The organism is Devosia sp. SD17-2 (assembly GCF_029201565.1).
GTDB lineage: Bacteria > Pseudomonadota > Alphaproteobacteria > Rhizobiales > Devosiaceae > Devosia.
In genome coordinates, this window is the sequence record NZ_CP104002.1 from 3288275 (window position 1) to 3300252 (window position 11978).

The following is an 11978-nucleotide window of genomic DNA, read 5'->3' on the forward strand; positions in this document are numbered from 1 at the left end:
AGGAGGTTCGGCTATGGCAAGGATTTTGGTGACCGGCGGCAGCGGCAAGCTGGGGCGGGCGGTCCTTCGCGACCTCGTCGCCCATGGCAATTCGGTTCTCAATCTCGACCAGGCGCCGCCTCAAGAGGCAATCTGCCCGAGCGTGAAGATCGACCTCTCCAATTTCGGCGAAGTCGCCGCTGCCGTCATGGGCGGGATCGACGAGCGCGGCGGTCCTTTCGATGCCGTGGTGCACCTTGCGGCAATTCCAGCGCCAGGCCTTGCCGCCAATGCCCGCACCTTCACCAACAATGTCTCGGCGACCTACAATATCTTCGAGGCCTGCCGCCTCGCCGGCATCAAGAACGTGGTCTTTGCCTCAAGCGAGACCGTGCTCGGCCTGCCCTTCGACACGCCCCCGCCCTATGCGCCCGTGGACGAAGAATATTTTCCCCGCCCCGAGAGCGCCTATTCGCTCGGAAAGCTCGTCGACGAAACCATGGCCGCCCAGTTCTGCCGCTGGGATCCGGAGCTGCGCATGGTTGGCCTGCGCTTTTCCAACGTCATGTATCCCGAAGACTACGCGGCCTTCCCCAAGTTCGACAGCGATCCCAATGCCCGCAAGTGGAACCTCTGGGGCTATATCGACGCCCGCGACGGCGCCCAGGCCGTGCGCCGCGCCATCCTCGCTGATTTCAAGGGTTTTGAGGCCTTCATCATCGCCAATGCCGACTCGGTCATGAGCCGCTCGAGCGCCTCTCTCCTCGCCGAAGTCTTTCCCGGCGTCGAGCAGAAGGGCAATATCTCGACCAACTCCACCCTGCTCTCGGTCGAAAAAGCCAAGCGCATGCTGGGCTATTCGCCCCAATATAGCTGGCGCCATCAATAAGTCCGGCGAATCTGTCGCAGCCTTTTGCCATAAGGTCTTATTGCCATCGGGGGGCCGGGTCACACACTCTGTCCCCCTGCCCATTTCATCGGGCACTTAGGACCAGACCATGCCGCGCCTCACGTTGACAGAGCACCCCTATCGCCAGGCCATCATGGACGAGGTCCATGCACGCCCCATCGATATCATCGCCGGCCCGAGCCGCCTGCGACGGCTGGTCTTTGTCATGCCGTCCGTTTCGGGCGCGATGATGCGCGTCTTCGATGCATTCACCGCCTTCTGCTGCGAGGCCGGCCACCCCTCGCCCAGCGCCACAACACGCCAGCACAGTTTCAATACCGCGGCGCACCACGTCACCTGGGAATTCCATACCGAATTCATCACCATCACCTGGCGGAGCGATCTCGAGGATTGGGAAAACTGGCCCGACGACATTGGTCTGTCTGCCATTTCCGATGGCCTGCTGATCGGCGCCATGCGCATCGATGTCACCGACCAGCCGACGATCCCCGATGCCATGGTCCCGGGCTTTGATCTCGCCAGCCTCTGCCTGCCCGATATCGAAAGCGGCAATGCCCAGGTCGCCACCGACTTTGTTGCCGATGAAGACAGTTTTATTCGCTTCGAGCTCGCCGCCGGACGCCTGACCCAGCTGCGCCGTTCGATCGTGGTCCGCCGCCTCCTCGAGGTCGAGACCTATCGCACGATGGCCCTGCTCGGCCTTCCCCTCGCCCGGGAAACCGGGCCGGAGTTGCGCAGCATCGAGCTTGAACTGACCGCTCAGATCGAGAGCCTCTCGGAGGCGATCACGCCAAAGGACATTCAGGCAGCGCTCGACGCCCTGCACGCCCTTTCGGTGCGGTCGGGTCAGCTCTCGGAGCGGCTGGGCTATCGCTTTGCAGCAGGCCAGGCCTATGGCGACGTGCTGCGTCGGCGCCTGACCAATCTGCGTGAGAATTCGACGCCGCGCGGCTCGACGCTCACCCACTACATCGGCAATCGCGTTGATCCGGGGCTGGCCACCTGTGCCGCCATGGAAAAGCGCCTGCAGGTGGTCTCCGAAAAGATCGAGCGCGCCGTCGGCATGCTCAATGTCCGCATTGGCGTCGACATGCAGGTGCAGAACGCCAAACTGCTCGACAATATCGCCCGCACCGCCCGCAGCCAGTTCCTCCTGCAGCGTACTGTGGAGGGTCTGTCGACCATCGCCATCAGCTATTACCTGCTCGGGATCATCAGCTACGCGCTGGCCGGCCCTCTCGCCCAGCTCAACTGGGACAAGACCATGACCCTGTCCCTGGCCGCCCCCTTCGTCCTCGTCGCCGTCTGGGCCATGGTCCGCTACATCCGCAATTCCCACGACAAGCACTAGGCGACCCGTTCCGGCCACGCAGTTGCGTCCCTCCCCCTTCTCAGGGGGAGGTTAGGAGGGGGTTCCCTCACTTCATCCAGAACATCGGCACCAGATCCACCGACAGCGGCTCGTTCTTCTCGTTCGTCGCCATCACATCCGCCATATGTGCCCACCAGCGCTTCATCACCGCGGTCTGCGGCAGCGCGTCCATTGAGTGGTCGACCCGGCGCCACAAAACCCCAAAAAGAATATTCGTCTCCTCGTCGAGATGGATCGAATAATCCTTCACCCCCGCCTCGTGCAGCAGATCCACCAGCTCGGGGAAAATCTCGTCATGGCGCTTCTTGTATTCTTCCGCCATGCCCGGATTGAGCTTCATCTTGAAGGCGTGTTTCTCGTAATTGCCGTCTCTGATCATGCCGTGCGCTGCTTCCACATTTTGAAAAGGATCGGCAGCGCGATGACCACGATCAGCAGCGCCCCGATGAAAATCGACATCACAATCCCCGGCACGTTGAGCAGCCCCAGCCCGAAGGTGACGAGCCCCATGATCAGCGCGGCCAGCACCACCCCGATGATCGAGCCCGATCCACCCAGGATCGACACCCCGCCCAGCACCACCATGGTGATCACCTCGAGCTCAAACCCCTGCGCAATCGAGGGCCGGGTCGAGCCCAACCGCGCCGTCAGCAGCACAGCGGCGATCCCGCTCATGAGCCCCGTGAGGCAGAACAGCACGAATTTGATCCGGTCCACCCGCACGCCGGAAAACTGCGCCGCCGTCGCATTATTGCCGATGGCGAACACCCGTCGCCCGAAATTGGTATGGTGCAGCAGCACATAAAAGATCACCGCCGCGACCAGGAACAGCACCAGCTCGAACGAGATCACCCACCAGACATAGCCCTGCCCGAACCAGGAAAAACTCGCCGGATAGCCCTTAAAACTCTGGTCCCCGAGGATGATGTAAGCGATCCCGCGAAATAGGCTCATCGTGCCGATGGTGACGACGATGGACGGCAGTTTCAGCCCCGTCACCAGAAACCCGTTAAACGCCCCGCAGGCAATGCCGACCGCCACGCCCACCGCCACCAGCATGGGCGTATCCGCCCCAAACTGCAGCGCCAGCCCCATCAGCGTCGAGGCCAGCGCAATGATTGACGCCACCGAAAGATCAATCTCCCCGGTGATAATCACCAGCGCCATCGCCAGCGCAATGATCGCCTTTTCGGTGAAATTGAACGTCAGATCCGACAGGCTCCAGGCATTGAGGAAATAGGGCGAGGCAAAGGAATTGGCGACAAAGATCGCCACCGCCACCAGCACCAACAGGCTCTCCCAACTCAACACCGCCGCCCGAACGGGACTATCCAGCCGATCCGGCAGATGACGGGTGTGCGTGGTGTCAGTCATGCGGAAGCCCTCTTCAAAATCACCCGGCCCTTCCGCGTTTCCCCGCGCGCATTGAGCACCACCGCGATCAGGATCGCGGCCCCCGAGATCGCCATCTGCCAGAACGGGGAGACGCCGATCACCGGCAGCGCGTTGTTCACGACACCGAGGAACAGCGCCCCCAGAAGCGCCCCGGCCACCGTGCCGATGCCCCCGGCGATCGACACCCCGCCGATCACGCAGGCGGCGATAATGGTCAGCTCATAGCCACTCGCCACTTCCACCGAGGCGATCACATAGCGGGAAATCCAGAGATAGCCGCAGAGCCCGGAAATGGCCCCGGAGAGCACGAAGGCCCAGAATTTAGTCTGCCCCACATTGATGCCGGTATAGACCGAGGCCGTCGGATTGACGCCGATGGCGTAAAACGCCCGGCCCTGCGGCGTGCGCGTCATCAGCACAAAAACCAGCGCCGCCACCACAATGGCAAACCAACTCAAGATCGGCAGCCCCAGAAACGCCCCGCGCTGGAGCTGGATGAAATCCGGGCTCATCTGCGCCGCGTTGACCCAGGCCCCGCCCGAAATCACGAACACCAGTCCGCGAAAAATCGTGAGGGTCCCCAGCGTCACCACGATGGGCGGAATATCGAGCTTCCACACCAGCACGCCGTTGAACGCCCCCAGCCCCGCGCCAATTGCGATACTGGCCGCTATCAACAGCGGGATCGGGACCATCGGAAATGCCGCATTGGCCATGGCGACGATCATGCCGGTCAGCGCTAGGTTCGACGCCATGGACAGGTCAATGGAGCGGGTCAGAATGACCGCCATCTGCCCCAGCGCCAGCATCATCAGAATGGACGTGTCGTTGAAAATGGTCAGCAGATTGCCCGGCTGGGCAAAGCGCGGAAAGCGGATCGTCACCAGCACCAGCACGGCGAGAATGGCCAGCGCCAACCAGAGTTCGCGGGTTCTCAGAAGCCGGTTCATGCCGCGTCCTCCACAATGCCCGCGGCCAGCCGCACCAGCGGTTCCGGCGCAAGCCCGTCATTGACCAATGTGTCCACCACCAGCCCGTCGCGCATCACCACAATCCGGTCGCTCATACCCAAAATTTCGGGGAGTTCGGACGAGACCATGATGACGCTGAGCCCCTGCGCCACCAGTTCGCCCATGAATTCATGCACCGCCGCTTTCGAGCCGATATCAATCCCCTTGGTCGGCTCATCGAGAATGATCACTTTCGGCAGCGTTGCCAGCCACTTGGCGATAACCACCTTCTGCTGATTGCCCCCCGAAAGCGTCGACACATTCTGGCTGAGCGATGAGGCGCGCAGATCCAGCCGCCCCGTATAAGTGCGCGAAAGCTTGAACTCTTCCGCCATGCGCAGAAAGCCGGACCGGCTGGTCTTACCAAGGCTGGGGAGCGAGACATTCTTGAAAATGGGCTCGCCGGTAATGACGCCCTGCTTGCCGCGCTCTTCGGGCACATAGACGATCCCGGCCTCCACCGCGTCGGCCGGGGATTTGGGCGCAATGGCCCTGCCCTCGAGCGTCATGCTGCCCGCCGAAACCGGCGTCATGCCGAACACGGCCTGCATCACCTCGGAGCGCCCCGCGCCAACGAGCCCGTAAAAACCCAGTATCTCGCCCTTGCGCACCGCAAAGGAGATATTCTCGAACTCGGTTGGATGGCCCAGCCCCTCGACCGCCAGCACGGGCTCCCCGATCGCGGTCTCACGCTTGGGAAAAATCTGGTCGACCGAGCGCCCCACCATCATGCGCACGATTTCGCCCTGGGGCGTGTCGGCGATCATCCCCTTACCCACCATTTCGCCATCGCGGAACACGGTGTAGCGGTCGGCGATGCGATAGATTTCATCGAATTTGTGGGAGATGAAGAGGATGGCCTTGCCGTCCTTTTTCAAGAGCTCGACGAGCACATAAAGCTCCTCGATTTCCTTCTGGCTGAGCGCCGCGGTCGGCTCATCCATGATGACCACCTGCGCATCAACGCTCAGCGCCCGCGCCACCGCCACGAGGTGCTTCTTGGCAATGCCCAGCTCCTTGAGCGGCATATCAGCATCAATCCCGGCCGCCATGGAATCGAGCGTCAGCTGCGCCTCGCGCCGCATCGTCTTCCAGTCGATCATCCCGAAGCGCGTCTTTGGCGCATGGCCGAGATAGATGTTTTCCGCTACGCTCAGATCATCGAACAGCACGGTTTCCTGATGGATCGCCGTAATCCCCGCCGCCGACGCCGAATGCGCGGTCGGCAGGCGCACCACTTTTCCGCCCACCCGGATTACGCCGGCGTCCGGCTGGTAGATGCCGGTCATCACTTTCACCAAGGTCGATTTTCCCGCGCCATTCTCCCCGATCAGCGCGGTTACCTGGCCGGGATAAAGCTCCAGCGCCACCTCATGCAGTGCCCGCACGCCGGGAAAGCTCTTGGATATGCCGGAAAGGGTGAGGATGGGTTCGGTCATGATGGAAGTGTCCTGGGGCGCACTGGGCGGCCAGTGCGCGCGATCCGGTCCCCTCCCCTTGGGGGAGAGGGTTAGGGTGAGGGGGCCTTCCCGCCTCGTGAAAAGGCCCCCTCACCCGACGCTACGCGTCGACCTCTCCCCCAAGGGAGAGGTGGTGGGGTGACGGGAGCCACGGAAATCCGCGGCCCCCGCCTATCGCCCCCCGGCGATCAGTAGATCTTGGAGAACTCTTCGATATTGGACTTGTCGAACTGGAACGGCGCGGCCATGGCGGCGGCATTGGTGTCGTCCAGCGTCACTTCGCCCACCTTGCCGATGGAGAAGGTCGCGCCCGGAGCCGCTTCCTCGCCATCGACCAGCGCCTTGGCCAGGAACACGGCCGAATAGCCGAGGTCGATCGGGTTCCACAGCGCCACCGCCTGGCTCGCGCCATTGTCGATGAACTGCTTGAACTCGGACGGCAGCGCGAGCCCGGTGACATTGACCTTGCCGATGAGGTTCTGGTCGGTCACCACCTGCGCCGCGGCCACAACACCCACCGTGGTCGGAGCGATGATGGCCTTGAGATCAGGATAAGCTGCAATCAGCCCACGGGCCTCTTCGGTCGATTTCACGCTGTCGTCATCGCCATAGACGGTGGCGACGAGATTGATATTGGGGAATTTTTCCGGAATGACCGCCTTGGCGGCCTCGATCCAGGCATTCTGGTTGGTCGCGGTCGAAGCGGCCGAGAGAATGGCGACGTCGCCGCCCTCAGGCAGATAGTCCGCCGCCAGCTTGATGATGGTTTCGCCGATCAGATCGATATCGGACGGGTTGAGGTGGATCTGGCGACCGGCTTCGGCAACGCCACTATCAAACGACACCACCTTGATGCCGCGCTCCATGGCGCGCTGCAGCGCCGGCACCAGCGCGTCCGGGTCATTGGCCGAGATGGCAATGGCGTCGACCTGCTGGGCGATCAGCGAATTGACCACTTCGATCTGGGCTTCGGCGGTGGCCGTGGTCGGGCCGGTGTAGATCACTTCGATATCGCCGATTTCGGCTGCAGCTTCCTGGGCGCCCTTGTTGGCGGCGTCGAAAAAGCCATTACCCAACGATTTGACGACCAGCGCGATACGGGTCTGCGCCATGGCGGGCGTCGCCAGCAGCACGGCAGCCGTCGCGGTTGCGGCAAGCAGTTTCCAGACTTTCATTCTCGTTCCTCCCAAGAAAAATCAGATCAAAGTGTCGCCTCGGCCAGGTCTTCCTCCACCTCGGCCGCTGTCGTCGCGTCCGCCACGATAAGCCTCACACCTGCCGTCTCCAGCATCTGGCGGTCTTCGTCGCGGATACCGCTGTCTGTGATGACAGCGGAAATTCGGTCGAGCCCACACAGGATGAGGCTCGAGCGTCCCGAAAATTTGGTAGAATCGGCCAGGACGATCACCTCGTCGGCCTGCCCGATCAGCGCCAGTTCAGACTGCACGACCATGGGGTCGGCCTCCATCAGGCCATGCGGCCCGATCCCCTGGCAGCCGATAAACATGCGCTTGGCGTAAAAATGGCTCGCCACCACCCCGCCGAACGGCGAGAGGATGACGTTCTGCTCGCGATAGACGGTGCCCCCGGGGATCACCACCGAGCAGCGCGAATTGTGGATCAGGAATTCGGCAATGGCGAAGGAATTGGTGAAAACGCTGACCCGCTTGCCGGTGAGGAAATGCACCATCTGATAGGTCGTCGTGCCGCCATTGATGATGATCGGCTCGCCATCCCGGCACATCTCGGCAGCTGCGCGGGCAATTGCGCGCTTCTGCTTGATATTGAGCGTTTCATTGACGGAAAACGGCCGTCCCATCAGTTCGCCCTGGGCCGGCGGATTGATCGCCTCGGCCCCGCCGCGCACCCGCCGCAGCTTGCCCTGCACATCGAGCGCACCAATATCGCGCCGAATGGTTGCTTCGGACGAGCCAGTAATCTCGCACAATTCGGCGACGGTAATGACCGGCCGAGACTGTACCGCAGCGATAATGACCCGATGCCGTTCTGTTTCGTGCAAGCTAAAACTCCCTGACACTATTTGCTTCCATCAATCCCGAGCGGAGTCAATCGTGTTTCCACCATTTTCGGTCACCACCGATCAGAAGTGACGGCAAATGATCGTTTGTGATTGACACTGTGTATCGTTCTCTGGTTCTTTCGAGCCCATCTCGCCGCAGTTTCTGGGAGGAATTTCCATGTCCACCGCGCCCAAGCGCCTTGCCAATCTCTGGGATGATGCCAAGGCCGCATCCATGACCGAGCCGGAGCGTCTCGTCTACCGCTCGAACCTGCTCGGCTCGGACAAGCGGGTCACCAATTATGGTGGCGGCAACACCTCCTCGAAGATCTGGCAGAAGGATCCGCTGACCGGCCAGGACGTCGAAGTACTCTGGGTCAAGGGCTCGGGCGGCGACAATGCCTCGATCAAACTCGATGGCTTTGCCACGCTCTATATGGACAAGCTGAGGGCCCTCAAGGGCCTTTATCGCGGCGTCGAATTCGAAGACGAGATGGTGGGCTACCTCCCCCACGCCACCTTCAATCTTAATCCACGCGCCTCCTCCATCGACACCCCGCTCCATGCCTATGTGAACCGGCCCTATGTCGATCACATGCATCCGGACGCGATCATCGCCATTGCCGCCTCGAAGAATTCGCGCGAGCTGACCCAGCAGATTTTCGGCGACACCATCGGCTGGCTACCCTGGAAAAAGCCCGGTTTCGAACTGGGCCTGTGGCTCGAAAAATTCGCCCTCGAGAACCCCAGTGCCAAGGGCGCCATCCTCGAAAGCCACGGCCTCTTCACCTGGGGCGACACCCCCAAGGAATGCTACGAGACCACCATTGCCATCATCAATCAGGCCATCGAGTGGTTTGAGAAAGAGACCGAGGGCAAGACCATTTTCGGTGGCCAGGCTGTCTCCTCGCTCGACGCTAAGGCCCGCCGCGCCGTCGCCGCGCGCCTCATGCCAAAGATCCGCGGCTTCATCTCCGAAGACAGTTTTAAACTCGGCCATTTCGACGACAGCGCTGCCGTCCTCGAATTCGTCAATTCCAACAATCTCCGTCCGCTGGCGGCGCTGGGCACCTCCTGCCCCGACCATTTCCTGCGCACCAAGATCCGTCCGCTGGTCATCGACTTCGATCCCGCCAATCCGAACGTTGATGCCGTCATCGCCGGCCTCGACCAGCAGGTGGCCGATTATCGCGCCGACTACGCGGCCTATTACGACCGCTGCAAGCACGACAACTCCCCAGCCATCCGTGATCCCAATGCCGTGGTCTATCTGATCCCCGGCGTCGGCATGATCACCTTTGCCAAGGACAAGGCTACCGCCCGCATTTCCGGCGAGTTCTACGTCAACGCCATCAATGTGATGCGCGGCGCCTCAACCGTTTCGGAATATCAGGGCCTGCCCGAGCAGGAAGCCTTCGACATCGAATATTGGCTGCTTGAAGAAGCCAAGCTCCAGCGCATGCCCAAGCCGAAGTCGCTTGCCGGCAAAATTGCCATCGTCACCGGCGGCGCCGGCGGCATCGGCAAGGCGACCGCTGCCCGACTGCTGCGCGAAGGCGCCTGTGTCGTCCTCGCCGATATCGACGAGACCGCACTCGCCGCTGCCACGGAGGAGCTTGGCTCCGTCTTTGGCGCCGACTTCGTCCGGCCCGTAAAAATCAACGTCACCCAGGAAGAAACAGTCATTTCCGGCTTCGCCCATGCCGTGGTGGAATTTGGCGGGCTCGACATCCTGGTCTCCAACGCCGGCATCGCCTCTTCCGCACCGATCGAGGACACCTCGCTCGAATTGTGGAACAAGAACATGGACATCCTCTCCACCGGCTACTTCCTCGTGTCGCGCGAGGCGTTCCGCCTCTTCCGCCACCAGAAAATCGGCGGCAATGTCGTCTTCGTGGCCTCCAAGAATGGCCTTGCCGCTTCCCCCAACGCGTCAGCCTATTGCACCGCCAAGGCCGCCGAGATCCATCTCGCCCGGTGCTTGGCGCTCGAAGGCGCTGAAGCCCAGATCCGCGTCAACGTCGTCAATCCAGACGCCGTGCTGCGCGGTTCAAAGATCTGGGCCGGCGAATGGCTCGAGCAGCGTGCCTCGACCTACAAGACGGACAAGGACGGTCTCGAAGAAATGTACCGTCAGCGCTCCATGCTCAAGCGCTCGGTCTTCCCCGAGGACATCGCCGAAGCCATCTACTTCTTCGCATCCGAAGCGTCGGCAAAGTCCACCGGCAACATCCTCAACGTCGACGCCGGCAACGCCCAGTCGTTCCCGCGGTAGTTTTATTAGAAGAAAGGCCCCCTCACCCGTCTCGCGCTCCGCGCGATCTACCCTCTCCCTCAAGGGGGAGAGGGCGAGCACCGCGAATAGGGAGGCACCGAGCCTCCCTTCTCCCCTCGAGGGAGAAGGTGGCGCACAGCGCCGGATGAGGGGGACTTTGGTAGGCGCTGTCTCATCAGTCAGCCTCCCCCCCTGTGGGGAGGGTCGGGGTGGGGGGTGAGAGCCACAATTTTCGGGGGAGGACCCACAAATGACCGAATACATCATCGACCTATCCACGCTCGAAGCTGAAAACGCCACGCGCGTCGATGATTTGCATGCCGACTACGTCTCCCTTGGCGAGCGCCTCGACCGTCGCGGCGTCTCCATCGACGCGATCAAGGACAAGGTGGCGGCCTTCTCCGTCGCCGTCCCCTCCTGGGGCGTCGGCACGGGCGGCACGCGCTTTGCCAAGTTCCCCGGCAAGGGTGAGCCGCGCGATATCTTCGACAAGATCGAAGATTGCGCCGTCATCGCCCAGCTGACCCAGGCCACGCGCACCATCTCGCTGCATATCCCGTGGGACAAGGCCGATCCGAACCGCCTCAAGCAGGCCGCCAGCCGGTTCAACCTCGGTTTTGACGCGATGAACTCGAACACCTTCTCGGACGCCAAGGGGCAGTTGCTGAGCTACAAGTTCGGCTCACTCTCCGCCTATGACAAGGCGACCCGCAACCAGGCCATCGAGCACAATCTCGAATGTATCGAGATCGGCAAGACCATCGGTTCGAAGGCCCTCACCATCTGGATCGGCGACGGCTCCAACTTCCCCGGCCAGGTCAATTTCGCCGATCAGTTCGCCAATTATCTCGACTCGGCCAAAACCATCTACGCCGCCCTGCCCGACGACTGGCACGTCTATACCGAACACAAGATGTACGAGCCGGCTTTCTATTCGACGGTCGTGCAGGATTGGGGCACCAATTACATGATCGCCAAGGAGCTCGGCGACAAGGCGCTCTGCCTGGTTGACCTCGGCCACCATGCGCCCAACGTCAATATCGAGATGATCGTCTCGCGCCTTGCCCAGTTCGGCAAGCTCGGCGGCTTCCACTTCAACGACAGCAAATATGGCGACGACGATCTCGACGCCGGCTCGATCGATCCCTACCGCCTGTTCCTCGTTTTCAACGAGCTGGTCGACATCGAAAGTCGGGACGAGAATTTCCACCCGGCCCACATGCTCGACCAGAGCCACAATGTCACCGACCCGATCGAGTCGCTGATGCTGTCGGCCTCCGACGTTCAGCGCTCCTATGCACAGGCGCTGCTGGTCGATCGCGTTTCGCTTCTGGCCGCTCAAAATGCCAACGATGCGCTGGCCGCTACACAGGAACTGCGAAAAGCATTCCGCACCGATGTCGAGCCGATCCTCGCCATGGCGCGCCTCGAACAGGGTGGCGCCATCGACCCGCTCGCCACCTATCGCGCCTCGGGCTATCGCGCCAAGGTTGCCGACATCCGTCCTGCTGTCGAGGGTGGCTCGGGCGGCATCGTCTGATCGACTTGAACACGAGT

Annotated in this window: 10 protein-coding genes; 4 read left to right on the forward strand and 6 right to left on the reverse strand. The window is 61.9% G+C overall.

The features are described 5' to 3' along the window. Positions 1-13: 13 nt before the first annotated feature. Positions 14-868: an NAD(P)-dependent oxidoreductase gene (locus NYQ88_RS16130; RefSeq protein ID WP_275652130.1), complete on the forward strand. Its 855-nt coding sequence runs from the start codon at positions 14-16 to the stop codon at positions 866-868. 109 nt (positions 869-977) lie between these two features. Beyond that, entirely contained in the window at positions 978-2240 is a 1263-nt protein-coding gene (locus tag NYQ88_RS16135; protein WP_275652131.1) for a DUF3422 domain-containing protein, read from the forward strand. A gap of 67 nt (positions 2241-2307) precedes the next feature. On the opposite strand, the gene rhaM is transcribed toward NYQ88_RS16135, so the two are convergent. From rhaM to NYQ88_RS16165, 6 genes are all read right to left on the reverse strand, one after another. Continuing rightward, entirely contained in the window at positions 2308-2640 is a 333-nt protein-coding gene (gene rhaM / locus NYQ88_RS16140) for an L-rhamnose mutarotase (RefSeq protein WP_275652132.1), read from the reverse strand. Further along, a complete protein-coding gene (locus NYQ88_RS16145; RefSeq protein ID WP_275652133.1) occupies positions 2637-3635 on the reverse strand; it encodes an ABC transporter permease in 999 nt (332 codons plus the stop codon). Before NYQ88_RS16145 ends, rhaM begins: the two co-directional genes overlap by 4 nt. Then, a complete protein-coding gene (locus NYQ88_RS16150) occupies positions 3632-4606 on the reverse strand; it encodes an ABC transporter permease (protein WP_275652134.1) in 975 nt (324 codons plus the stop codon). Before NYQ88_RS16150 ends, NYQ88_RS16145 begins: the two co-directional genes overlap by 4 nt. Continuing rightward, positions 4603-6105, reverse strand: a complete 1503-nt coding sequence (locus NYQ88_RS16155) for a sugar ABC transporter ATP-binding protein (RefSeq protein WP_275652135.1) — start codon at positions 6103-6105, stop codon at positions 4603-4605. Before NYQ88_RS16155 ends, NYQ88_RS16150 begins: the two co-directional genes overlap by 4 nt. 209 nt (positions 6106-6314) lie before the next feature. Further along, a complete protein-coding gene (gene rhaS / locus NYQ88_RS16160; RefSeq protein ID WP_275652136.1) occupies positions 6315-7301 on the reverse strand; it encodes a rhamnose ABC transporter substrate-binding protein in 987 nt (328 codons plus the stop codon). Between the two features lie 26 nt (positions 7302-7327). Continuing rightward, the gene (locus NYQ88_RS16165) at positions 7328-8146 is read right to left on the reverse strand and encodes a DeoR/GlpR family DNA-binding transcription regulator (RefSeq protein ID WP_275652137.1); all 819 of its coding nucleotides are present in this window, start codon (positions 8144-8146) and stop codon (positions 7328-7330) included. A gap of 178 nt (positions 8147-8324) precedes the next feature. On the opposite strand from NYQ88_RS16165, the gene NYQ88_RS16170 reads away from it, so the two are divergent. Then, a complete protein-coding gene (locus NYQ88_RS16170) occupies positions 8325-10421 on the forward strand; it encodes a bifunctional rhamnulose-1-phosphate aldolase/short-chain dehydrogenase (RefSeq protein ID WP_275652138.1) in 2097 nt (698 codons plus the stop codon). Between the two features lie 250 nt (positions 10422-10671). Continuing rightward, on the forward strand, positions 10672-11961 hold the full coding sequence (rhaI, locus tag NYQ88_RS16175; RefSeq protein WP_275652139.1) for an L-rhamnose catabolism isomerase: 1290 nt from the start codon (positions 10672-10674) through the stop codon (positions 11959-11961). Positions 11962-11978 lie beyond the last annotated feature (17 nt).

Coding starts and splice junctions, on each gene's coding strand:
- NYQ88_RS16130 (WP_275652130.1), top strand. CDS start 14: ATGGCAAGGATTTTGGTGACCGGCGGCAGCGGCAAGCTGGGGCGGGCG.
- NYQ88_RS16135 (WP_275652131.1), top strand. CDS start 978: ATGCCGCGCCTCACGTTGACAGAGCACCCCTATCGCCAGGCCATCATG.
- rhaM (WP_275652132.1), bottom strand. CDS start 2,640: ATGATCAGAGACGGCAATTACGAGAAACACGCCTTCAAGATGAAGCTC.
- NYQ88_RS16145 (WP_275652133.1), bottom strand. CDS start 3,635: ATGACTGACACCACGCACACCCGTCATCTGCCGGATCGGCTGGATAGT.
- NYQ88_RS16150 (WP_275652134.1), bottom strand. CDS start 4,606: ATGAACCGGCTTCTGAGAACCCGCGAACTCTGGTTGGCGCTGGCCATT.
- NYQ88_RS16155 (WP_275652135.1), bottom strand. CDS start 6,105: ATGACCGAACCCATCCTCACCCTTTCCGGCATATCCAAGAGCTTTCCC.
- rhaS (WP_275652136.1), bottom strand. CDS start 7,301: ATGAAAGTCTGGAAACTGCTTGCCGCAACCGCGACGGCTGCCGTGCTG.
- NYQ88_RS16170 (WP_275652138.1), top strand. CDS start 8,325: ATGTCCACCGCGCCCAAGCGCCTTGCCAATCTCTGGGATGATGCCAAG.
- rhaI (WP_275652139.1), top strand. CDS start 10,672: ATGACCGAATACATCATCGACCTATCCACGCTCGAAGCTGAAAACGCC.